This is a genomic window from Phormidium sp. FACHB-592, from assembly GCF_014695795.1.
In the GTDB taxonomy this organism is placed as follows: Bacteria; Cyanobacteriota; Cyanobacteriia; order Leptolyngbyales; family Leptolyngbyaceae; genus Stenomitos.
This window is the reverse complement of the sequence record NZ_JACJOZ010000060.1, coordinates 1-22,490: the sequence shown is the minus strand read 5'-3', so window position 1 is coordinate 22,490 and position 22,490 is coordinate 1. Positions and strand designations below refer to the sequence as shown.

Sequence of the window (22,490 nt, the reverse complement as noted above, 5' to 3'; positions counted from 1 at the left end):
GGGAGAGGAAGGAGTAGTGACAAACTGTTGTGGCTAGTGCTTTCACAGGCTGTCTTTCATACCGCTGTAGCGAACGTTCCGCACGCTGTGAATTGTTTAGTGTTGCTTGTAGCTTGTGCCACAATCAATTCATAGAGTCTTACGTTAACGGGTTTTAAGCATGGTTACTCAATTAGGTCTTTCACCAACTTCCACGCTTGCGGACGTGAGGACGGTCTTACAAAACGCAATTGCTCAGGAAGAAGCCACGATTAGCGCTGCTCAAGAGCGGCTGAATTGTTACCAACAACAGCTTGCAGCGTTGGCGGCACTCGTGTCGTTATCTGTGGAAACAACGAATGACGCACCAAACGGGACAGCGTCAACGCCAGAAACAAACGGTACTAGCGCTGCTGTCTTGCTTACAGAAGCAAGTAATGATGCTTCTACTGATGCAGCGCCACCGGCTCGAACAATACCCAAACGGACAGGTGGCAAGGCCACAGCCAAGACTACCAACAAAGCTGAATCCAAACGGTCAGTCGGCAAGGCCACAGCTAAAGCTACGGTCGTGGACGATCAGCCACAAGCGCAAGAGACAACGGAGCCTGCTGAGGTTGCTCCGCCTGTAGCAGAGGTTGCACCGTCAGCGGCACCAGAAGTTTTAGCCGACCAACCGAAACTGCTGAAGCAGTTTAAGGGTAAGTCAATCCCAGAAGCCATTTTGCAGGTGCTTGAAGACCAACCGACAAAGGCATTAACTTCCAAGGAAATCACGAAAACTTTGTATGGCGCAACGTTACTGAAAGACGAGACGTTGGAGAAAAAACTAACGCGTCTGGTGGCTAACAACCTGACTCATGGTCTAAGGCGTAATGCGTGGCAGAAAACAGGCGAGAGCCCGTCTTTGTACCAATTATTGCCGTCCGCAGGTTAGCAAACGACTTGGTTGCTGAAGCAGCCAGAGGGCTTAGCTAAAGCTCAGACTGCCTCTAGGCTAGCTGTTTGTGCTTCCGCTGTGCCTTGTGCTTCCGCTTCTGGCTTGACCTTGTCAGGTACAGTGACCAACGTTTCTGTTTGTTCTGTTTCCAGGAATGCTTTAAGCAACGCTACACCCAGCGGTTTGTAAAGCGCTTCATTGTCATCCAGGCAACTCGTGTGAGTCAAGCAACGAGGACAGCCTACGTTCTGACAGTCGCATTCTTGTGAGAGTTGGAGTGCATTGCGAGCGACTGTTTGTATATGCTCAAACATATATTCAGTCGCCCCCGTACCCGCGTCAACCGTGTCCATTAGAACGCTTTCTACGTCCATGCCGGGACCTTTTGTTTGGAGGCTATCTTCAATGTCCTGGGTTGAATAGCGATCACCGAGCGGCAACGCAATGATCAGCGCGTGGAGGAAGGAGTGCAGCCCGAGTGCGATCGGGTCAGTTTCGCCTAAGACTTGTTCATGTAATGGCAGTTTGCCACCATGTTGAAGCTTTACGCCCCGGTTGTGCTGCTTCACCCATTGCCGCAAGTGTGCTTTGAGTGGCTCGCTAGCCGTCAAGGTCATTGTGGGACATTCAATGCTGTACCCAATGATTGCCTCTGGTTCAAACAGCACTTCTGCCAGTAAGTCTTGCTTAACCAACTTAAGCTTTAAGCTTTGTCGGCAACCTTCACAGCGTGAAACTCTACTGCTAGTCAGGTCAACGGCACACTTTTTGCAACCGTTGGTCTCACAGCTTAGGACTTGAATGGCCTCCCACTCCTGGGATCCAACGACACGCGAGTCTACTTTAGACCAGTCGAGCCGCAACGTGAGCGCACCGAAAGCGCCTAAATTCAGCACTTTCTGAGCGATCTTCCGTGCCACGGTTAAGTCAGACTCCTCAATGGCCTGCGTGAAGCGGTTTACGCCTTGAATCGGATCCAGTTTAACTGCATTAGTTTCGGGTCTGAGCCCTTGTGAACGAAACTGGTTCAGTTTTCCGGTGCCGTCTTGCACTTTATAAATTGCACCAGGAAAAACTTCCCGCATGGCGCTGTTAAAGGCTAGCGTTTCCAGTACTTCGCCATTGGTTGTGTTGATCAACTTAATGGAGTTGGGTCGATTACCGCGCACAGGAATGTCATAGTAGGGACGACCTTTCGCATACATATAGGCCAAATTTTGGCTCTGTAGCAGCTTGCCTTGTCTTAACAACTCCCCGGCAATCACTTCGCCTGCTTCGCCAAAGAAGAGACTAACCTCTTCCGATTTAAGACCGCTTTCGGCTGCCGCTGATAGGAGGTGCTGCGCTAGTCTAATGGGGTAATGTGGGTCGAGAAGGGCCGCTTCGACTTGACCGTTGATTAACGCTTGAGGGTGCCTTACATAGTAGTAATCGAGGTTCGTGTTGTTGCTAGGGACGAAGATACAGAGTCCTGGCACTTGTCCCCTTCCAGCACGTCCCCACCGCTGACGGAGGTCTGAGAGTTTTGGAAAGCCCCAGACAATTGAACAGTCCAGTTCAGGCATATCAACGCCTGCTTGAAGGCTAGAGGTGGAGAACACCAAGCGGACGCCGCCATCTTTGATCCCTTGAATGACATGACGCTTCAGGTCATTGCTGACTGAGCTATTGAACAATTTCACTGTGTTCAGCAGCCCGCTTTGACCCAGTCGCTTGAGTCCTCTACCCACGGTTTCCATGAGCTTCTTGCTCCCGTTGCGAGAGTTAAAGAAGACAATACCAACTAGATCCGTATCGATGAGTAGCTTCTCGACCAAACGAGCAACAGTGCTCGCAGAGTTGGACTGGTGATTAAAGATCAGTGTGACTCGTCCTGGGCTCGGCGCACCGTTCTGAGCATCGTCAATGACGCGGACTGGGGGCCGCTCCATTGGGTGGTTGCGTTGAGTAAGGGTGTTGGCTAACTCTGCTTGGTTAGACACCGTTGCGGAGCAGACAATATACTGTAACGACCACGGGTCACCACCAACTTGGCTGAGGCTCAGTCTCAACCGCATGAGCATGCCTGCCAAATGGGCACCCATGACGCCTACTTCTTCGTGACCTTCGTCAATCACAATGTACTTGAGACGGCTCAGGAACTCTGTGTACTTCGCATATTTAGGGTCTCTAGCCCGCCGGATGAGCCCATTAAGACAGTCTGGATTGATCAAAACTACCTGGGGCTGATCATTGAACATGCTTAAGCGGTGCTCCTGTTCAATGCCGCCATGAATTTTGCCACAGACAAGGCTGTCGTCGCCAGTCAGCTCCATGAGGGTTGCCATTTTCTCAAACTGGTCATCCATCAGTTGATTAGACGGCACGATCATGAGCGTTGTATGACCATAAGTCAGCGCTCCTTCCAGGATGGGCAAGCTGAAGGCCAATGTTTTACCGCTGTTCGTGTCCGTTGAGAGTACGAGGTCTTCTCCGTCTCTTAACGCGTTATAAGCTGTTACCTGGTGGGAGAACAATCTGTTAATGCCTTTAGCTGCTAAGGCTGTTTTGAGTGGGGCTGCTAAAGTCTCCGGGATTGAGACATACTGGCCGTCTCGGGGTGGAGCAACGTTAAGATGGCGTAACTGAGTCTCCCACTCCTGCGCTAGCATCTGGTATGGCGCATAGGGAATGGCTTCAATGTCTCGACTGGTGCTGAGTGCTGGATTGGACTGCGGTGGCAGTAATGTGCCGGCGCTGACGGCTTCTAAACAGTCATCAATGTCAAAGGCCTCTGGTTGATGATCAAACAGAATTGTGGCAAAGTTGCCTAGCAGAACTTTGACCACGCCTCTACCGTAGGTCGGACTGAAAACAACGCTATGCTGCTTGAGCCAGTCTGGTTTTGGGGTTTGAGCCTTGCTGATTGACCGTATGAGGTTGCTGTAATCGTCTGTCATGAGCAGTGCGATCGTAAATTGTGCCCTGAGCTGCGATAGCGAGTCGAGCGGTGGGCAGAGGTAGGGGAAAGGAACAAGAAAAAAGAAATAACTAGCCCAACTTCAACGTGGTGGCTCGACACCACTACTCGCTTAGCTTGCAGTACGTTTGACATTAACTAAGGCGTCTTCTATAGCTGCAGGTGAAGTGGCATAGCTCACTTGTTTCCCTGTACTCAGGTCGAAGTAACTGGCCCAGTACTTCAGGTCGCAGGTGACCAGTAATTTGGTGAGCATAGCAGCACCGATCGCTGCGGTCATTTGGTTAACGGCTGGCATTTGTGCATTCGTCATGGCCAGTTGAGCACAGCTCTGCTCTCCTACTGTTTTGGTCTTTAACTGACTTGACTGCTCCGTGACGAGTTCCGGGTGTATACAAGCAGCAGACGGAGTGATCGTACAAACGCTACTCAGGTAGAACGCGGTCTTGAGTCTCTCGACTTGATTAGCGCTGCCCAGGACAACTTGCCCGGTATCCAAGCCGTTGCCTAAGTCCAACCACCAGACCCGAGGGCTGCGTTCCTGGTTGTTCTGCTCTAAACACTGGGCAAGTGCTGCTCTGCCTGCCGGGTTGTCAACGCACCCAAGGAGTATGGTCAACTCACTGTAGTAATGCAGCATGTTACTCTCAAAGCTTGCTGGTATAGCCTTAATCGTGACGCCCCACTTGGCGCTATACCGAAGCGCTAGCGTTTGCGCTTTGTTGAGCCCGATTTCGGCCTCTGAAAAATTCTGCCGTGGGATATTGCCCTTTTCAACGTGGTCAGGGTCAATAAAGAGGAGGTCGACTTTTTGACCTTGCTGGGTTAGCAGACTGCCTACGCGCGCAATCGCTTCCGCCATGTGTGAACCGTTACCACCGCACCCCACCAGAACAATTTTGAGCTGCTGGTAGTCGTCTCGTAGGCGTATCGGTACTGACTGAGTCGTTTTAGCAGCCGTAAGCTTTGTTGTGGGTGGCATTTACTTCTCCTCCAGTGTTTTCTTGATCACGCCCTCAACACTGCTGTCAAAATAGCTGTTGTAGCTCACCAGGTCGGCTTGAGGGTACTTTGCTTTACCGTCCACTGCCCGTAACTGTAACCGCACGTCGTCAGCGTACGCCTTAGACCTGTTTGTACAGGACTCAGCTGTAAAGGCACCGTTGATCCAGGTTTCCCAACTGCTATTAGCAGTTTGCAGGCTTGCGGGCGGGTGCTGGTTGGCGCCAAAACAAACGCGTCCATTTTGGGCCACGTTTGGGAGTGGTGCGTGAAAGACGTACGTGTCCGGCTTGAACGCCGCTGTCTTCACTGCCCAGACATAGAGGTTGTGGTCAACGACTAGGATGACCAGACTGGGTAACGGTACGCGTAGGACGCTCTGTTGCGGCTGGGGCTCTGCCAGGCTCAGAGTGTAGACCTGTGCTGGTTTGAAGAGAACAACCCACTCTTTGCCGTGCCCGTGCCCCCAACGCACAACGTTAGCCGGTAGCCACCCGCTGTCACTGAAGATCGCGTTAAAGGCGCTTTTCACGTCTTCGGGGCTGACGAACTTCGACGTGTGGACATGCTTTTCACGGCTACAGAACAGTAGCTGCCCGTCTTCTAGAAAGATCAGCTCAGCCACTGCGTCCTTAAGTGCATGTGGTGGTGGCCTTAGCACTTCTTGCAGCAGCCCTGGCGGCATGAGCTGCGGTGTTGACATTGAAGTCGTCTCAGTTTCAGTCATAAGTCGAAAGCAGCAGTGTAAATGTCTCCCTGATCACTGCTGTGGTCAAGCGTGAAGGGAAAGGGGAAGGGAAAAGCTTGCTACGGACGAGCCCTCACCCCGTCTTGTGGTCGCTTCGTGTTACTACCCGTAGATCAGTTGTTCGTAGTGACGCCGGGTCTCGCGCAACTCGCGGAGCCTTTCACCGCGGACAAAGTCAGTGCTGTTGATTGTGGTGACAAGCGGTAGTTCTAGCTGCTGGTACAGGTTATCTGGGTCATTTGCAGCGGCGTTCCAGACTCGCACCAGCGCTTTGATCCGCTCAGGGTTGGTAGACAGCCAGTCATTAAGTGCGTTGAAATGCTCTACAGCGACTTTTGCCGTTTCGTACTCTTGCGTCAGATGCTCAATGTTTTCATGGCACCACTCACAATTGAACGGGTCCATATCGTTGCTGTCGATCCAGACATTGTCTGAGTTGTACTCGATGAGATTAAACGCCTCGGCTAAGTATCGAAGTGGGCTGTTTAGTTTGTCACACTCATTTTTCAACCGTTCAGCTGTCACTTTATTCACTGACGCGGGCCTTTGCAGGTCACTACCTTCTAGTTGGTAGACCTTAACAAGCTGCTCCCAACAAGACTCGTCTGTCAAGGCGATATAACAGTGCAGGAGGCAGTCTAACTCGTCCCAGGGCAGTTCTGTCCAGTCAGGCTTGATGGCATACACTACCAGGCTGTCGTAAAACTCTTCACAAGCACGCTCACAGGGAAACCGAAACTCGTCCAAGAGGTCAAAAAACTCCAGTTCACGCTCCGTGTGAGATTCCAGGCTCACTACTTCTGTAGACTTGGTGCTGTGCTGCCACTGGTAAGGAAAGTAGTCCTGGTAGAGTTCCAAGAGTGTTAGGCGGAGTTTGATGTGACTAAAAAGCCAATCTGGACTTGTAGTAGCCTGGTACTGGTTTTGAGCCTGTGCTAACCACTCGAGTCGTTCAGAGTGGAACTTTGTGCCTTCAGTCAGTCCGCTTAGACCTTGGCTGAGGCAGTGAAGCTGGCTAGGCTTAGAGTGGTGCATACAGGCTGCTACGACTGGGTAGGTCTCGAAGCTTTTGGATGCTATCTTTGACAGTCTGCTGACTCTCCTTGCCCGCCTCAATGGTTGCTGTCAAGCTGTCCTTATGCAGGAGTAAGGTGCCAATGTCCAGGTTGCCAAACGTGTACTGCAGGTACAGTTCGTAGTACAACCTGGTACAAGGGTTAATCGTTTCTGGTGTAGCAATCAGAGCTGCCACAACCAGGGAAAGCTGTTTTGCCCTGGTCATGGGTACCGTAATTGAAGGGTTGGGAGACTCTAGCTCAGCCATTGCGATCTGCCTGTTTCGTGAGTTTGACCGAGCCATCTGTGCCCCGTTCTAGCAGCGCATTGGCAGCCATGCTCACGCCATGCTCTGTCAGCACGGAGCGGAGTAAGTCGTCTTGAGCCGCGATCGCGACCGGTACCGCAATGCTTTCTTCACCAGTCGGCGAGACAATGGTGACGTTAACGTCACCTTCAATAAGCTGTTTTAGAACAACACCTGTCTCTGTAGTTGGCTCTTGCCCTGTATTCGCGGTCGTTTCGCTAGTCATAACGTTTTGCTGGCTCCTTTAGGGAAACTAAGTTTGAGTTGTGTCTTCACGCTTGTTGTACTTTGAATCCGTCTGGTGGCGGCACTGGCTGTCACATGTTCGGGTCGTGAGTCTTTCCCTCTTTTATGGGTGACAGGGCGTTTAGCAGCCAGAGCGGCAGCTTTTGCTTCAGCTTCAGCTTTGCGTCTTGGCAAGGTGACAGTTCGGTAACGCTCTATGAGTGTTAGGACTGACTTGGGAAATTGCAAGTCACCCTCATGCAAAGGCGCGATGAACTCAGGCAGAACGCTCTTGCCAGTGCCGTTCTTGCTGTGGACGCTAACAATCACCTCTCGTCCGGCTGCGCCTTCTGCAAGCGGTAGGAAACTCAAGCTGAGCGTCAGTACCGACTCTTCGTAGTTAAATGGGTCAACAGGCGGCGGTGGTGCGGCTTGAGGTGTTTGAGCTTCAGCGTCGTCGCCTGGTTTAGCGGAGTCAATAGCTGTGTTGGACGTGTCTGCTGCCACTGCTGCTTCGGCTGCACCTGTGTCTCTGCGGGTCGGCGTTTCTGGTTGGTCAGCGATCGTAGCCCCAGCAGCAGCTTTGGTAGCGACCTTGCTGGTAGTCTTTCGGGCTTGAGTCTGAGTATCACCATGGCTGCGTCTCGCTTTCGGTAGCGGGTCAGTGTTTGGCATAGCGTTGCACAAGTGAGCGTTCACCCTGGTAACAAAGTGGTAGGAGGGCTGAGCGGTAGAAGGGGAAGCAGCTTACCGTTTTCAGCTTTTACTTTTTCGCTTTACTTCTGGTCTCATGTACCACGTTGCCAGAGACAGGAGAAAGGGACTGAATGGTAAGGTAGACTGCTGCCCTTCGGCCAGGTTCATCAGTGCCAAATGCACTTTTTCATACAAACTGGGTTCAGACATGGCAGCTTCACTACCCCACCGTTGTCCCCTTGCCGCTCTCGTTAGGAAAGTCGGTGAGTCTGTACTAGTCGCGCCCGCGGCAAACAACTGGTGGCACAAAGCTGGCTCACCGACACCAAAGAGATGGATCGGCAAACCGGGAGCGTTTTCGCGCACTGTCTTGACAATAGCTAGAAGCAGCGCTTCGTCAGCTAGATGAGGCACTAACCCACCCACAGCAATGCCGTCGAACTGCTTGCCGTTCAGGTACATTTGAGCGTAGGTTTTGGCTGTCTGTTGGGCTTGCTGCAAGTTGTAAAATGGTAGTGAAGCAAAGAGCTTCAGGTCCTTTCGCTGCTTATGGCGGAGTGCCCAGGCTGCATTCTTAAGCGTGACTGCTAACCGCTGACTCGCTTCTTGGGCTGAGCACTCCGGCGGTATCGGAATGTCGAGTGTAAACCCTACTTCTGCAAGTGCTTCTTGAGCATCCAGCACTTGTTTGGGGTGCAGTTGATCGCATCCCGCGTGTTTACACTGGGACGGCGGCAGGCTGATTTGGCCCAGTCCCTGTAGTCCAGTCGACCAGGTTGCTTGCTCTACTGACAGCAGGGCATAAGCACCACTGTCTAACCACAAACTCTGGGCAAACGGCGCTTCCAGGTAGGCAACGTATCGCTGGGAGACCATGACACCCGGTGCCAGGTCTGGCAGCAGGTACGGTAGGACGTGTTTGTCCAGTACAAACCGACCAAGTGACAGGGTTGGCAGGTAGAGCGGTAACGGTACCGTTCCTTTACGTGTGACCAACTCTGTGGGTGTTGTAGGCTCTGTGGGTCTAGGCAAGGCGATTTCCCAGAAAAGGCGACCTTGTCTGAGTGCGGGAGGTCTTAGGAAGGCATGGGAGAGGAGTGGTTGAGCGGCAGTCTTCGATCCAGTTGGTTGTTACGTCGCTAAAACTCGATTTTTAATCTAAGGGCTGCTGCCGGTTGGACGGCGTCCTTAGGTCAGCGCTGTAGGTGCCAACGTTTTCATCATGGTTGCTTTTGTAAGGAGATTGGCTTAACGGTTCCAGTTAGTCTGAGCCTTGATCCACAGTTGTCTCAGGGTCCTAACGCTGTGCTGGCAATTGTCAACGCTGCACGGTTCACTAAAGTTGGGCAATTGCTTAGCGACGACTCTGGCGTACCGCACTAACTTAGTGCGAGTCTTCGCGCCAACCCCTTGCAAGTGGACGAGCGCCTGTGGGTCTGTCTGCCCTAGCTGCTTAGCGCTACGAATACCAAGCCGGATCAGCTGTTTGGCTTGAGCAGGAGTGACACCCGGCACTGACAGCAGTGTGGCCTCTTCGGGGTTAAAGCCGTGCGTTACCATTTTCAACAACGCTTCCAGACGAATTGGTGTTGTTGTGCCTTCTGTTCGGTCCACTGTTGTAGTTGGCAGCTCTATGACGGTACAGAGTTCCAGGAGTGCTGCGAGCAACCGTTGAGCGGAGGCGATCGCCTTCAACAAGTCTTGAGGGTAGGCACAATACAAGGTGCTAGCCGTCTCTTCTACGTCACCGCACACGGTCCAGATGTATAAAGCACAGGCTGTGTAGACAACCTTCAACAGCGCCTCTTGAGGGGGCCGCAGGTACTCTTCCAATGTTTCCTGGGACTGCAAGAACACCGTGGCAATGGACGCTAAACACACTTCACTCTGGCTGACCTGCTCTTGCCTCACCGGCAGCAGTGGTGCAAAGTCAGGACAGCTGCAGACGACCAGAAGTAGGTCAAACAACCACAGCTCCTCAACTTGAAGCAACCGTTGGAAATGGCTAGCCGTAGACGGCTGCAGGTAGTACCGTACGGCTAAGTCACTCAAGCTAGTGGTCGTAAACTTCCCTTCAACGGCAGCGATCATGCCAGACGTTTGCATGTCCTTAAGCAGCTCTGGAACGTTTGGCAACAACCCTTGCTGAGCTGCTAGTGTGCAGTTTAAGAAGCGCTGTAGTTGCGCACTTGTCCGAACATACTGCCCATTAATGGCTGTCAGGACGCGTTCAGTGAGCAATGCCGGATCAGCTAAGGCTGAATGTATAGGCAGGAGCAAGCTTTGGTGCACATCCCGCCAGTGCCCTACTTCTTTCTCATGTACGAGCAGCGTGACAGTACCTCGTTCGTCAAAACCTGGTCGTCCCGCCCGTCCCGCCATTTGAATGAGTTCGCGTTTAGGCATAGGCGCAAAGTCTCCGTTACCGTTTGGACGTTGGGTGTCGTAAATGAGGACTTCCCGTGCTGGCAGGTTGACCCCCATCGCCAATGTGGTTGTGGCACACAGCACTTGCACTTTCCCAAATTGAAAGGCGTTTTCTGCTTCGGTTCGTTCGGCTGGTGCAAGTCCTGCATGATGCCACAGCGTCGGTATGCCCTTTCCCAGCAGCACTTGACCCAAAAGCTCCGTCCGTTGACGGGACTGGCAGAAGATTAGGCATTGATGCTGCCGTTGGACTGCGTTCAGCACATACTGGACTGCTCGTAACTGCTTTTCTGCCGCTGTCCAAAAGTGGATCTGTTGCCAGTCCAGTGGTACGGCTCTGTGGGTAGTGCGGACAAATGCAGCTCCTAACCATGTCCTTAAGGCCCTCTCGTCGCCTAGTGTGGCTGTAATGCCGATCACCCGCAGCAGGGGGTTAAGTAGCTGCAACTGGAGGATTGCCCCTTCCAGGCGGGCACCCCGCCACCCGTCGTTGATCAGGTCGATTTCGTCTATGACTAAGAGCGATAGTTGCCGTAGCCACATTAAATGTGTCTGTGGTTGCCGTAGGCAGGACTCCAAGCTTTCTGGCGTGGTGACCAGCAACTGCACCGCGGCGATTGCTGCAGCATTCAGCTCATGGTCACTATCTAGAATGCCGACATTGTCTGCCCCAAAACGGTATGCCCAATCGGTATACTGATTCTGGGTCAGCGCTTTAATGGGCGCAACGTAAATCGCTTTCCGTCCTTGCTGCAGCACATGGTTAATCGCTTGCTCAGACAGCCAAGTCTTCCCTGATCCAGTCGGCATTTCGAGTAGCCAGGATTGCCCACTTTCCATGAAGCCGGCGTCTAGAATAAGCTTCTGTCCGGGTAAGAGGTCGCTGTTGTCATTTGTCTCGGGCTGTGACGAGCGGTGAGGCATAAGAAGAGCTTGGGAACAGTAGATTTTTGACCGATAAATAAGGGTTGTTGTATGGCAGAACAAGGGAGGCTTCCTGCCATACAACAACCGCTAGGCGCTACGCTGCGGGCATGAGCACGAAAAATAAGTCGTCGCGCTCCGAGTCGCGTACGTAAGCCGCTTCGGTAGCGGCGCTCATGCTGAGCCTTGCCTGACTAGAAAGCAGTTGTTTGAGACATTCCAACAACAGCTCAGGATCAAACTTGATTGCCATTGGTTCTCCTTTAACTTGGGCGCTAAGGGTGTCCGTGCCATTGCCAATGCCTGCACCAGCCGACGTTAAGGTCACTTCACTGCTCCCAATGTCGAGGGTTACTGCTGCCTGTTTGTCAGTGAACACCGCTTGACGGCATAACGCCTTGACCATTTGATCCCGATCAAAACTGAGCTCGACGGGTAACGTCGGTGGCATAAACTCATTGCCGTTCACGCTTTCAGCCTTGTCCGTACGACAGGTAAAGACTGTTTGAGTTGCTTCTTGTGCTAGAGTCAGCTGTGTTTCATTACCCTGCGCCACAGTTTTGCCTTGTGTCTTTGCAGAGCCATGCGTTATGACAAACCGTACAACGACGTCTTCAGTGCTGACGCTATCTAGCTCTACCCGACAGGGGTGCTCGTTCAACAAAACCATCAGCTTTTGGAGTGACTCACCAGCCACCGCCACGCTACGGTCTGGTAGATCCAGGTCAGTCCCTTCGGCTGTGTCGAAGTAATACGCCAGGACTGCCGACTGCTTTGTGGCGGTCAGCGTAACACCGGCTATTGGTTTAGCTGCGTCTGCTTTTAATTTGGTCTTAGGGGGAGCCCAAAAGTTCATATGCACACAGCGAAAGTCTTCTGCGCCCGCGCATGTGAGGGCGCACCCTAGACCCCAGCGCAGGTTTTTCAGTACAAAACTCTGTGGGGAGCCTGGGACAGGAATCATTGGACAATCATCTGCCAGACGCGTAGCCACATCGAACGGTCCTGCCGTACGGCTCACGACCGACATAGTTTCACCAGGTGCCCACCCAATTGTTACTGCCCCAGCGGGGAAGTTTTGCATCAGCCTCTGGAGCTTGCTGGCGTTGACCGTCCAGTCACCAGAGCCTTCGATATTAGCGGGTATGGACACCTCAAGACCTAATACCAAGTTGAACCCGGTCAGAGTTAGAGTCTGAGCGGCTTGGTCTGTCGTTAATCTTATGCGGTCTAGGAGTGCCGCATGACCTTGTTTTAAGGGTATGACTCCGATTGTAGTGTCGATCGCTTTGGTAAAGGCAGCTTGCTGAACTGTTGCCAGCACCCGCTCAAGGTGTAATGGTTCATCTGTGTTTGCAGCTTGCTCAATTACGGGAGTAGCTGTGGCTCCCTGCTTGGCTGACGTAGTTCTTTTCGCTTTAGTTTTGTTCTCTGCTGCTTTAGGGTCGGTCTTTTTGTCAGTTGCTCTCGTTGTCATGGTGTCTAAGGTCAAAAAGTTGCCCTTAGTGGTGCTGGAGAGGGAAGAAGGAGGGCGAGAGCACGCGTGAGAGGGCTTACTCCAAGAACTACGACAACAAGGCTATGCGGGCAGCGAACGGACGTTGAGCTACTATTTGAACCGACTATGGCAAGGAAAAGCGGTAGTGCCACACAAGTAATGACACATTATAGTGATGAATGAAAAACCAAATGGCACCAATATGATTCTCTACTAATTTTGAGGAAGATAAGGTTTTATGGACTAAGCGGAATGACCCGCACGCCCCTAGGCAATTGCTTGATCGCCAACATCTTTCTATCCCACCTTCACGGCACGGTAGTGCTACACAAGTAATGATGCGTTGTAGTGATGGATGAAAGACCAGATGGCACCAATGTAGTTCGCCAACGATTTGGAGAAAGACAGGGTTTTTCGGACTAGCCGCGATACCCATTGCCTCAGCGTATTGTTGAAGCGCTCAATGTAGCTGATCTCGCCCGTTTCTTGACCCACTGCTTGCTGTCGCTGGCTTGGCAGCACTGCCCCATAGACTGCCCAAAAATCGGTGTAAGCAATGGCACATTGGCGCTAAAGCGGCGGTAAGGAGACCCACAATTTACGAGCAGCAGCTTCATCTCGTGCGCCAATATAAAACGCCCACAATCTCACGTGTGTTCGCATTAAGCGCTAACCAAACCCACTGCTTGTTGCCCTTGTGGTCTACGAAAGACCATCATTCATCGCCTTGCATCGTTAGCCGCCCCTCTTTTGGGATGTCACCTGCACTTGGCGGGGCACCTTCGCATCTTTCTCGTTGACATAGGTTTGTAGCCGTTGTTCAGAAACCTAAGCGGCACGGGCGGTGCCAGCCAAAGAAAGGCGCTCTAGCAACAAACGGTCAATGAGTTCCCACGTCGCTTGGTCAATGACTTTTTGAGTACGTTGTGCCACGAACTGTCGTTCGCAGTCGTGGCACTTAAACTGTTGTATACCGTTGTGAATGCGACCGTTCTTGACCGTTCGGGCGGACGCACAACTCGGGTAGGCACCCATAGGGAAGCAACAACAAACTCTACTTCTCTATCATTACATCTTGAGCACTACCCTGACTTTTTAGCTGGACTGGTTAAACAAAGTACATCGCTCAATTTGGAGGCTCTGGTCGAAGCGGCTCCAGCAGAGCGGCGATCGCGCGTTACAAATCCGATTGATTCCGTCGCCGGAGTGCTCGACCAACAGACGTTGATAGACGTGCTGGAGGCGATGCAGCCGTTGTCTGTGGCTCATGCCGAAAACGTGGGGGATTGGTCAGTGGCGATCGTCAGTTACCTGCAACAGCATCCCAGCATCTCGCTGGTGGAAGTGCAACAGACGCTCAAGATGCCACTGGTCGAGCTTTGGATTGGAGCGCTACTCTCAGGCCAGGTCAACTGGAGCAGCGCGGCAACTTCTATCAAGCTAATACTATTTGGTTAGTGAATGCATGACGATGAACCTAGAGGTTACGCCCGGTTTTGCCAACGAGGCGGGCGAGCGACCGTCTGAGTTAGTTTGACTAGACCCCAAAATGGTAGACTTTGAGCTGTTTCAGGGCAGCACTATACTTGAACCAGTTGCGGATGCAGTCTTGCAATATCATGGCAGGTCTTGGTGTGGTAATCGAAACTTACCATCCCTTGCGCTCCGCACTCCCTTTTCATGCAACCACATCTCTCTTTATCTCTTTGTGCGAACCCGACAAATAATTACAGAGGTTTTTTCTACCTTTATGGAGTTTTCAGGCGATCGGTTCCAACGCTGGGCAATCGATCGCCGCTTGCACCAGAATATGCTGCGTCAGTTGGAGCAGGCATCGCCGCTTGCATCGGAGTCGGATTGGGCCTTGCATTGGCATCGCTCATGGACCCAGTCTAATCGGTTAGCTGCTGGACATCTGGCGGCATATTTGCAGGAAACTTGTTATTGGGTGGCGCAAAAAACGGCGAGCCGCGTGCAGTATTCCCTGCCTGACTGTTTTCAGCTTGCGATCGCCACGCTGCCGATCGTTCTCAAAGGCTATTGTTCAGAGTATGGGGCAAGCCTGAAAACTTACGCCAGCCTAGTCTTTAGCAACATGATCCGCGATACGCTGCGGCAACAGCGCGAAGCAGACAGTCGAACGGATTGGGGCTTGCTGCGAAAGCTGAGTCAAAAGCGACTGATTGAATCGCTTCAGCAGATGGGTTTTTCACCTGACACGATCGCTTACTATCGCTTGGCGTGGAACTGTTTCAAGTTGAGTTGGGCAGCGAGCGATACGCCTGCAACCCGTCAGTTGACCCGACCAAATGCCGCCGCTTGGGCAGCGATCGCGCACCTGTATGAACAGCAACGATTACGCCAATTACCATCTGCGCCCACAGCTACATCAGAAACGTTAGAACGCTGGTTGCTGACCTGTGCGAAAGCGGCGCGAGCTTTTTTGTATCCCACAATGACCTCACTAAATCTAAACAAGGCAGAGTCAGGTAGCGGTGAGCTACTAGATGATTTGTTGGCTCAAGATGCTTCTCCCCTCGCTGCACTGATTAGCCAAGAGGAAATCGAAGAGCGGCAACTTCAGCAGGCGCAGATTCGAGCAGTACTGACGGCAGCGATCGCGGCGCTTGATCCAACCAGCCAGACGTTGCTCAAGCTTTATTACAATCAGGAGCTTACCCAACGGCAAATCGCTGCACAATTAGACATCAAGCAGTACACCGTTTCTCGCCGTTTGAGTAGCGTGAAGGAAACCCTTTTACTAAAATTGGCACACTGGAGTCAAGAGACGCTGCATACTTCTCTGACCTCGACCGCAGTAAAAACCATGAGTGTAGTTTTAGAGGAGTGGCTGCAAGCGAATGCTCCCTCCTCAAAGGATGTTCCCTAACGATGCAATTACTTGATACTTCAACGCAATGGCTGGAGATTCCGGCAATGGTGCATGAAGCTGCTTGGCAGCGAGAATTTTCTCTGGCAGGCGATCGCGTGCAAGCCTATCTTAATCAGGTGTGTCTCCAAACCGTATTGCCATGGCTTCAGGAGAAGTCTGGCATTGAGCCAGTGGTAGATACAGACTACCCAGAAGTCTGGGAGTTAGTAAATGGTTGCGCGATCAACATAGGCAACACTCGCTTAATTTTGCTCCCGACGGAAGCGATGGACAAAAATGAATTTCGTGTGCCCCAGGAGTGGGTTGATCTTCCCACATGGATAGGGGACTACTATTTGGCTGTAGAGGTTGATACGGACGAGCAGTGGCTCAATCTTTGGGGCTACACTACTCATCAAGCTCTCAAGTCGATCGGAGCGTATGACGAGCACGATCGCACCTACAGTCTAGATGAGAGTGATGTAATTCAGGATCTGACTGTCTTTTGGGTGATGCAGCAACTTCCCGCTGAACCAACCCGTGCAGACATTCCAGCCCTGTCTCCTCTCACAGAGGTTCAGGCGGAGAGTCTCATACAACAACTGGCAAACCGAGATGTCACCTTGCCGCGATTAGAAGCCAGTTTTGCTGAGTGGGGTGCGTTATTATCATCCACTTGGCTGCAGCAATTCTGCGAGCGCCGACGCCCTAGAACTAACGCACCTGTAAGCGTGAATTTGAGCCAATGGGTGCAGAATGTGTTTGAAACAGGCTGGCAGGCGATCGAAGAACTGTTTCAGACTGAACCCACACTGGCATTTAGTTTTCGGCGCGAAGATGAGCCGGAATTTATTGTACGGCGGGCAAAGCGCCTTCAGGTGGGTGCTGATACCAATGTGCTGCTAGTCGTTCGGCTAGATCCAGAACTTGACCAGCGGCAACGCATTTGGATTCAAGTGTTACCCTGGCAGGGCAATGCTTCGTTGCCAGAAAATTTGAGCGTCGAATTATTGTCTGCCACTGGAGCGGTGCTGCAATCCGTTCAGGCAGGAAGCCAGAGCAACTATGTGCAGCTAAAACGGTTTAAATGCACTGTAGGAACCCCATTCCGGCTGCAAATTGTCTGCGCTGATACTCGCATTATTGAAGAGTTTATCGCCTAAATGAGTCAACTGGTGGTGCTAAATCTGGGTCGCGGCGATTGGTCTGAGGGGTGGACGATCGTCACGGCTCAACTGTGGCTGGCTGATCGTTCTATGCCGATGCAAATGATGGGTAGTTTGCCACCCGCGCCAGAGTTTGGTGCGCTTTATTTGCGCTGGCAGCAGTTATATGAAGCGCTGTATGCTCATCGTCATTGGCGACGATCGCGCTCCAGCCAAGAGGCTGAAATTGAAGATGATGACCTTGAAGCGTTTGAAATTGAAGATGATGACACGTTTATCACCGACGTTTCGGAAGCAGAGTTTGAACGGTTGTGTCAGGAACTTCGGCAAGGGCTGAATCATTGGCTGAATGCCGATGGGTTTCGCACACTCGATCGCTTGCTTCGCACTCACCTGCTTCCTGATGATGAAATTCGTGTCATTATTACGGCTGAAAATCCATTAGTATTGCGGCTTCCCTGGCATTTGTGGCAATTTTTTGGTGATTATCCTAAGGCTGAACCTGCTTTGAGTTTGCCGGATTACACACGATCGATTAAAGCCCAGTCAACTACTCACAATCAAGTGAGAATTCTAGCCGTTTTAGGCAGTAGTCAAGGTATTGACGTTGCTCACGATCGACAACTATTAGAACAATTAACTGATACCGAATTGACATTGCTTGTTGAACCAGATTTAGCTATGCTCAATCACCATCTCTGGTCGAAAAACTGGGACATCCTCTTTTTTGCGGGACACAGTTCGAGTCGAGGTGCAGGCAAAATTCAGATTAATGCAACTCAACAGCTCACGATCGAGCAATTGAAATTTGCGCTCAAAAAAGCGATCGAGCGCGGGTTGCAACTGGCAATATTTAACTCCTGTGATGGGCTGCAACTGGCTTGGAACTTAGCCGATTTGCAAATCCCGCAGGTGATGGTAATGCGAGAACCCGTGCCCGATCGCGTTGCCCAAGAGTTTCTCAAACAATTTTTGCAGGCTTTTTCGGGTGGTCAATCCTTTTACTTAGCCATGCGCGAAGCTCGCGAAAAATTGCACGCATTAGAGTCCAATTTTCCCTGTGCCACTTGGCTGCCTGTGATTTGTCAAAATCCAGCCGAATTGCCGCCCAGATGGAGTGATTGGCTCAGTCAGACTGTAAAGATTCAACCAACAGCAACGCATCAATCTACCTTCAAACCGCAAGCGCTGAAGTTTAAACTTAGCCGGGTGCTATTGTCGAGTTTGGTGGCAGCCGGATGTGTGCTGGGTTTGCGATCGCTCGGCGTTTTGCAACCTGTGGAATTATGGGCTTACGATCGCCTGCTGCAACTACGACCGCATGAAACCCCTGATACGCGTTTGTTGCTGGTGACGATCGACGAAGCCGATATTCAAGCTCAAGATGCCACTCAACGCCGCAGTTCACTTTCTGATCAGGCGCTGAATCAACTATTGAAGAAGTTGGAGCACGATCAGGCACGGGTGATTGGTATAGACATCTATCGAGATTTTTCGGCTAGTGCTCAATATCCCAGCCTTCTAGCTCAACTCCGGCGAAACAAACGCTTGGTGGCAATTTGCAAAAGCCGTGATGCCAAATTCGACCCAACCGGCATTGCAGCTCCACCAGAAGTACCAGAATCAAGGGTTGGCTTTAGTGATTTTTTAGAGGATAACGATGGCGTACTGCGTCGTCAACTGCTTTTCCAGACGCCCGATCCAGCCTCTCCCTGTGTTGCGCCCTATGCCTTTAATACCCGTCTAGCATTCCGCTACCTCGAAGCGAAAGGCGTCTCACCTGAATTCACACCGCAAGGAAATTTAAAGCTGGGGAAGACGATCTTTCATCGGTTGCAGAAGCGCATGGGTGGGTATCAAGGCATTGATGTGGGTGGCAATCAAGTGCTGCTCAACTATCGATCGCTCCCGTCATGGCGAGATATTGCGCCTCAGGTCTCTCTCACGCAAGTCTTGCAGGGAAAAATCCGTCGAGAAGCCATCAAAGATCGCCTTGTTTTAGTTGGTGTCACGGCAAACAGCAGCAGTGATGTTTGGAGTACGCCCGATGGCTCTGGTACAGCAGACAGAATGCCAGGCGTGATCATTCAGGCACACATGACGAGTCAGCTAATCAGTGCTGTGCTGGATGGGCGATCGCTTCTCGGTGTCTGGCACTGGGCGACAGAAAGTTTGTGGGTTGGGCTATGGGCGATCGTGGGTAGCATCTGCGTCAGCTTGAGACTGTCGTTATTGCAGCGTGTCGCTGTGTGCATCGCGGTGATAGGAGCCTTAACTACCTCCTGCCTTTTTCTACTTATACAAGGGCTTTGGGTGCCTCTTGTTCCTGCCGGAGCAGCAGTTCTAAGCACTGTAGGTATATTGAGTTACATCAATCGTAAGATTGACCATACCCGTTAATCGCACTGTTAAAAGAGCATGCTACGCCTCAGAAAATCAGCTTTCACCCGCCAAGTGGCTGGAGCCTTAACCACGATCGCCCTCGGCTTACTAATGACTGCCTCATCCGCATGGGCGCAAGCTCCTGATCAAAAAACAATTCAAAGCACTCAAATTATCTTTAATGACCCTACCCCACCCCAGCAAGGATCACCCTCTGGACGACAACGGGGCGGAGCCAGTCGCGGACCCTGCCGCCAGTTTGAAGCCTTGACTGCTCTGGTGCCAACCCATAAAGGATTTGTTTGGGGGCAGACCGTGAGCGACCGCCCAACGTTCTGGTTCTACTTGCCAAATGCATTAACAGAGAAAACGCCGATCGAATTTGTGGTGCAGGATGCTGCTGATAATTACATCTACAACACCCGCATTACGGCTCCTGATACAAAACCGGGTTTAATTCGCTTGCCAATACCTGCAACTGCAAAAGCTCTAGAGGTAGGCAAAGCTTACACCTGGACGCTGTCAGTGTATTGCGACCCCGCCAAACCATCTTCTTCCGTGTTTGTGAGCGGCATGGTTCAGCGGGTTGCCTCAGATGCTACATTACATAATCGTCTGAAAGCCGCCACACCATTAGAACAAGTGCGTTTATATGCTGAAAAAGGCATCTGGTATAACGCGGTGGATACGCTAGCAGAGTTATACCGCATGAAGCCGAGCGATCACCAACTTACCTCAACCTGGATAACGCTGCTAAAACAGGCAAAGTTAGGCAATTTGACAACGGCTCCCTTTTCTCCCTGCTGTACTCCAAAATGGTAGAAATCACCGTAGAGATAGCCGTCAGGCTTAGGTAAGACGGCACTACCTCTTTACTATAAAAGCTTGTAAGGACGTTTTATAGAACGCCCTTACAGGAGCAGTTAGACGTTAAGCAGCAGCACCGTTTAGAAAACGGCTCATACTAAATCTCAAAATAGGCGCTACAGATTAAGCAAGCCGCCCTTACCTTCAATCTCTCTCCTTGAGAGAGACATTTCTTTTAGCTCCCTTCTCCTGCGGGAGAAGAACTGGGGATGAGGGCAAAGGATCTGTAGTCTTTGCAATTTAATTTGGGATCAACGCCGATTAATTATGACTGTGGCAGTACTGGTTGCACCTAGCTCATCTGCGATCGTGTAGCTAAAACTAGTTGTAATTGGGAAAAATATGGGCAGAGAACTGCTAGCAGTATAGGTAAAGGTGCCGTCTATATTTCTAGTTAACTTGCCAGTGCCTGGGTTGGAATAGCTGGCAAGGGTAAAGGATTGACCAGCCGGATCAAAATCATTCGCTAATGGATTGAAGGTAAAGGTGCGCCCTCTAAAAGTCACACTATCATTTGTGGCTGTGGGTGCCTGATTAACCCACTCAACAGCTCCGATGTCAGGACGCCCACCCTGAGATCGCGGCACTCCGTTTTGGTCGCGTTCCGTACTTAATGTTAGATCGCCTGAATTGATGGCGCGGCTACCCCACTGTGGAATCATGCTGTACAGAGGACTATTGTAGGCATTGCTGAATCGTGGGAGGAATCAAGCAGGAATCGGGACATCCCAAAATCTCAAGTAGTGAAGTAACAAGCGGATTGAATGTCTCAGCATTGCTTCTGATTTGGAATAGCACAATGTTTTGCGATGTAAGCGGGCGAGACAGTGCCGCAAGCGGGTATTTTCACCTTCGACTCGAGTCATATAGGTTTTGCTCACAATCTGATCTCCTGGTGGAATAAAGCTCGGGTAAACACTCCAACCATCCGTGACATAGAAATAACATTGCCATGCGCCAACGACCACCCACAACGATTCAAAGGTCTTTGCACTATGGTCACCTAACACCCAACCCAAAATGCCTGCTCGAAAGTGGTCTACTGCTGTCCAGAGCCAGATTTTGTTTTTTTAGCCCCCACAAAGATTTCCAGTTCATCCAGTTCACCGACTTGGGGAACTTCCTCTGGATCATATGCATCAGGCAGGTGTTCTCCCACTTGTTTAACCCAGGCAATGACGGTGGTATGGTGAACCCCTGTTACTCGTTCAATCCCTCGAAAGCCCATACCGTTAACATACATGCGTAAGCATTGTCCCTTGATGTCATCACTGTAGCCTTGAGTTCCGGTGTAGCTATCAATGAATTGGCGGCAACAACCCACACAGATGTAATTTTGCTTCCCCCTTCTCTTGCCGTTCTTACGGATATGAGTGGCTTGACAGTCTGGGCATTCCATCAAAACTAACCCTAATTCATCCCTCTATTATGCAACTCCCTATTGTAATCTTCTAAAGGTCCCAGTTTCGGGTCGATCGGTTGTTGATTGGTGCCGACTTGATCCCCGACTCGACCAAACCCTGTACTGCCCGTGCTATTCTCGATCAGGTTGTAACCTTTACTAATAGAGTTACCGTTTACATCAGGACTGGTGCTTCCCGGAGTGGCAGTATTTCCAGCCACGATTGTGTTGTGAACCGTTGCGCGATCACTGTTGACAATGCCCGTGCCCGTGTTGGCGCTGACGGTGCTGCTGGTCAGGTTGAGGGTGCAAACCTGGTTGAAAATTGCGCCGCCCACAAATGCCTGGTTACCGCTGAGGGTGGTGTCCTTCAGGGTAACGGTGCTGCTGTGGTCTTGTGAATAGCTGCCGTTGCCGTTGAGAATGGCACCGCCAAATCCTGCCTGGTTACCGCTGAAGCTGCTGTTGAGGGCAGTGAGGTTGCCCCGATCGTTCTAGATTGCACCGCCGCCCGTGAAGTCGCTGGCGGTGTTGTTGTTGACCATCATGTTTTGTAGCGTCACGTCTGAGCCAACGTTCATCCGAATGCCGCCACTGTTTTGGAAAAAACCGTGGGCGATAGTCATGCCATCCAGATTGGCGATCACGTTGCTGCCGATGGACATCACTCTCGATTGCTGATTGCCACTATAGCGGTGTGCCGGTTAATTAAGTACAGTAGCAGGCATGGCTAAACCAGCTTCGTACAACTGCTAACGTAATCGGCTCTAATCCTTGTACAATTGCTTGATGCAAGGTTTCGAAGGTGCGAGCTTCAGCACTTCTGAGGAACGCCTTCAACTTTGACCACAAGTTTTCAATTGGATTGAAAGCGGGTGAGTAAGGAGATAGGTAGATTAGCCGTGCCCCAACGGACTCGATTGCCGTCGTCACCCCCGCCACTTTGTGAGCCGATAAGTTGTCCATGACCACCCCCGCTCCGACCCATCAGCAGGGACACAAGACGGTTTCAACCAACCACAGAAATAAAGCCCCATTCG

General features: G+C 51.5%; 20 protein-coding genes and 2 pseudogenes. 6 read left to right on the top strand and 16 right to left on the bottom strand.

Features of this window, described 5'->3' with window-relative positions:
* Window positions 1–160 precede the first annotated feature (160 nt).
* Window positions 161–916 (top strand): hypothetical protein, encoded by a 756-nt coding sequence (locus H6F86_RS16235; protein ID WP_190449710.1) that lies wholly within the window; start codon window positions 161–163, stop codon window positions 914–916.
* 44 nt (window positions 917–960) lie between these two features.
* On the opposite strand, the gene H6F86_RS16230 is transcribed toward H6F86_RS16235, so the two are convergent.
* The 11 genes and pseudogenes from H6F86_RS16230 to H6F86_RS16180 all read right to left on the bottom strand — a co-directional run bounded on the left by H6F86_RS16230 (window position 961) and on the right by H6F86_RS16180 (window position 13,796).
* On the bottom strand, window positions 961–3,858 hold the full coding sequence (locus H6F86_RS16230) for a DEAD/DEAH box helicase (RefSeq protein ID WP_190449708.1): 2,898 nt from the start codon (window positions 3,856–3,858) through the stop codon (window positions 961–963).
* A gap of 132 nt (window positions 3,859–3,990) precedes the next feature.
* Window positions 3,991–4,860 carry a ThiF family adenylyltransferase gene (locus H6F86_RS16225; protein ID WP_190449706.1) on the bottom strand — a complete coding sequence of 290 codons (870 nt, stop codon included), beginning with the start codon at window positions 4,858–4,860 and terminating at the stop codon, window positions 3,991–3,993.
* Window positions 4,861–5,583, bottom strand: coding sequence for a hypothetical protein (locus H6F86_RS16220; RefSeq protein WP_190449705.1), 723 nt, complete (start codon window positions 5,581–5,583; stop codon window positions 4,861–4,863).
* Window positions 5,584–5,730: 147 nt separating this feature from the next.
* Window positions 5,731–6,663, bottom strand: a complete 933-nt coding sequence (locus H6F86_RS16215; protein WP_190449704.1) for a hypothetical protein — start codon at window positions 6,661–6,663, stop codon at window positions 5,731–5,733.
* The gene (locus H6F86_RS16210; RefSeq protein WP_190449703.1) at window positions 6,650–6,910 is read right to left on the bottom strand and encodes a hypothetical protein; all 261 of its coding nucleotides are present in this window, start codon (window positions 6,908–6,910) and stop codon (window positions 6,650–6,652) included. Before H6F86_RS16210 ends, H6F86_RS16215 begins: the two co-directional genes overlap by 14 nt.
* 34 nt (window positions 6,911–6,944) lie before the next feature.
* On the bottom strand, window positions 6,945–7,217 hold the full coding sequence (locus H6F86_RS16205; RefSeq protein WP_190449701.1) for a hypothetical protein: 273 nt from the start codon (window positions 7,215–7,217) through the stop codon (window positions 6,945–6,947).
* A complete protein-coding gene (locus H6F86_RS16200) occupies window positions 7,214–7,891 on the bottom strand; it encodes a hypothetical protein (protein ID WP_190449699.1) in 678 nt (225 codons plus the stop codon). The genes H6F86_RS16205 and H6F86_RS16200 overlap by 4 nt, the downstream gene beginning before the upstream one ends.
* A gap of 81 nt (window positions 7,892–7,972) precedes the next feature.
* A complete protein-coding gene (locus tag H6F86_RS16195; RefSeq protein WP_190449697.1) occupies window positions 7,973–8,944 on the bottom strand; it encodes a hypothetical protein in 972 nt (323 codons plus the stop codon).
* 216 nt (window positions 8,945–9,160) lie between these two features.
* Window positions 9,161–11,263 carry a DEAD/DEAH box helicase gene (locus H6F86_RS16190; RefSeq protein ID WP_190449695.1) on the bottom strand — a complete coding sequence of 701 codons (2,103 nt, stop codon included), beginning with the start codon at window positions 11,261–11,263 and terminating at the stop codon, window positions 9,161–9,163.
* Window positions 11,264–11,360: 97 nt separating this feature from the next.
* The gene (locus tag H6F86_RS16185) at window positions 11,361–12,740 is read right to left on the bottom strand and encodes a hypothetical protein (RefSeq protein ID WP_190449694.1); all 1,380 of its coding nucleotides are present in this window, start codon (window positions 12,738–12,740) and stop codon (window positions 11,361–11,363) included.
* A 345-nt stretch (window positions 12,741–13,085) separates the two neighbouring features.
* Window positions 13,086–13,796, bottom strand: a pseudogene (locus tag H6F86_RS16180) (IS1 family transposase).
* Between H6F86_RS16180 and H6F86_RS16175 the strand changes: the two are divergent.
* From H6F86_RS16175 to H6F86_RS16155, 5 genes are all read left to right on the top strand, one after another.
* Window positions 13,713–14,219, top strand: a complete 507-nt coding sequence (locus H6F86_RS16175; protein ID WP_190449767.1) for a hypothetical protein — start codon at window positions 13,713–13,715, stop codon at window positions 14,217–14,219. The pseudogene H6F86_RS16180 and the gene H6F86_RS16175 sit on opposite strands and share 84 nt — an antisense overlap.
* A gap of 91 nt (window positions 14,220–14,310) precedes the next feature.
* Window positions 14,311–15,651 carry a sigma-70 family RNA polymerase sigma factor gene (locus H6F86_RS16170; protein ID WP_242033552.1) on the top strand — a complete coding sequence of 447 codons (1,341 nt, stop codon included), beginning with the start codon at window positions 14,311–14,313 and terminating at the stop codon, window positions 15,649–15,651.
* 2 nt (window positions 15,652–15,653) lie between these two features.
* Window positions 15,654–16,796 (top strand): DUF1822 family protein, encoded by a 1,143-nt coding sequence (locus H6F86_RS16165; RefSeq protein ID WP_190449692.1) that lies wholly within the window; start codon window positions 15,654–15,656, stop codon window positions 16,794–16,796.
* Window positions 16,797–19,199: a CHASE2 domain-containing protein gene (locus tag H6F86_RS16160; RefSeq protein WP_190449690.1), complete on the top strand. Its 2,403-nt coding sequence runs from the start codon at window positions 16,797–16,799 to the stop codon at window positions 19,197–19,199.
* An 18-nt stretch (window positions 19,200–19,217) separates the two neighbouring features.
* Window positions 19,218–20,003, top strand: a complete 786-nt coding sequence (locus tag H6F86_RS16155) for a DUF928 domain-containing protein (protein WP_190449689.1) — start codon at window positions 19,218–19,220, stop codon at window positions 20,001–20,003.
* Window positions 20,004–20,299: 296 nt separating this feature from the next.
* Here the strand turns inward: H6F86_RS16155 and H6F86_RS16150 are convergent, their stop codons facing one another.
* The 5 genes and pseudogenes from H6F86_RS16150 to H6F86_RS16130 form a co-directional block, all read right to left on the bottom strand.
* A complete protein-coding gene (locus H6F86_RS16150) occupies window positions 20,300–20,719 on the bottom strand; it encodes an Ig-like domain-containing protein (protein WP_277881677.1) in 420 nt (139 codons plus the stop codon).
* Window positions 20,720–20,755: 36 nt separating this feature from the next.
* A protein-coding gene (locus H6F86_RS16145; protein ID WP_190449764.1) for an IS1 family transposase occupies window positions 20,756–21,447 on the bottom strand; the annotation gives its coding sequence in 2 pieces (ribosomal slippage) (window positions 20,756–21,117 and window positions 21,117–21,447; 693 coding nt in all).
* Window positions 21,448–21,458: 11 nt separating this feature from the next.
* Complete coding sequence (locus H6F86_RS16140; RefSeq protein WP_190449686.1) at window positions 21,459–21,788, bottom strand: hypothetical protein; 330 nt, start codon at window positions 21,786–21,788, stop codon at window positions 21,459–21,461.
* 156 nt (window positions 21,789–21,944) lie between these two features.
* Window positions 21,945–22,115, bottom strand: coding sequence for a hypothetical protein (locus H6F86_RS16135; protein ID WP_190449684.1), 171 nt, complete (start codon window positions 22,113–22,115; stop codon window positions 21,945–21,947).
* A gap of 139 nt (window positions 22,116–22,254) precedes the next feature.
* A pseudogene (locus tag H6F86_RS16130) lies at window positions 22,255–22,490 on the bottom strand (transposase); the annotation flags it as partial.

Bases quoted from the DNA above. Each gene is read 5' to 3' on its own strand.
- H6F86_RS16220 (WP_190449705.1), bottom strand. From the start codon at position 5,583: ATGTCAACACCGCAGCTCATGCCGCCAGGGCTGCTGCAAGAAGTGCTA.
- H6F86_RS16205 (WP_190449701.1), bottom strand. From the start codon at position 7,217: ATGACTAGCGAAACGACCGCGAATACAGGGCAAGAGCCAACTACAGAG.
- H6F86_RS16210 (WP_190449703.1), bottom strand. From the start codon at position 6,910: ATGACCAGGGCAAAACAGCTTTCCCTGGTTGTGGCAGCTCTGATTGCT.
- H6F86_RS16225 (WP_190449706.1), bottom strand. From the start codon at position 4,860: ATGCCACCCACAACAAAGCTTACGGCTGCTAAAACGACTCAGTCAGTA.
- H6F86_RS16235 (WP_190449710.1), top strand. From the start codon at position 161: ATGGTTACTCAATTAGGTCTTTCACCAACTTCCACGCTTGCGGACGTG.
- H6F86_RS16135 (WP_190449684.1), bottom strand. From the start codon at position 22,115: ATGTCCATCGGCAGCAACGTGATCGCCAATCTGGATGGCATGACTATC.
- H6F86_RS16230 (WP_190449708.1), bottom strand. From the start codon at position 3,858: ATGACAGACGATTACAGCAACCTCATACGGTCAATCAGCAAGGCTCAA.
- H6F86_RS16155 (WP_190449689.1), top strand. From the start codon at position 19,218: ATGCTACGCCTCAGAAAATCAGCTTTCACCCGCCAAGTGGCTGGAGCC.
- H6F86_RS16200 (WP_190449699.1), bottom strand. From the start codon at position 7,891: ATGCCAAACACTGACCCGCTACCGAAAGCGAGACGCAGCCATGGTGAT.
- H6F86_RS16165 (WP_190449692.1), top strand. From the start codon at position 15,654: ATGCAATTACTTGATACTTCAACGCAATGGCTGGAGATTCCGGCAATG.
- H6F86_RS16215 (WP_190449704.1), bottom strand. From the start codon at position 6,663: ATGCACCACTCTAAGCCTAGCCAGCTTCACTGCCTCAGCCAAGGTCTA.
- H6F86_RS16170 (WP_242033552.1), top strand. From the start codon at position 14,311: ATGGTAGACTTTGAGCTGTTTCAGGGCAGCACTATACTTGAACCAGTT.
- H6F86_RS16160 (WP_190449690.1), top strand. From the start codon at position 16,797: ATGAGTCAACTGGTGGTGCTAAATCTGGGTCGCGGCGATTGGTCTGAG.
- H6F86_RS16185 (WP_190449694.1), bottom strand. From the start codon at position 12,740: ATGACAACGAGAGCAACTGACAAAAAGACCGACCCTAAAGCAGCAGAG.
- H6F86_RS16190 (WP_190449695.1), bottom strand. From the start codon at position 11,263: ATGCCTCACCGCTCGTCACAGCCCGAGACAAATGACAACAGCGACCTC.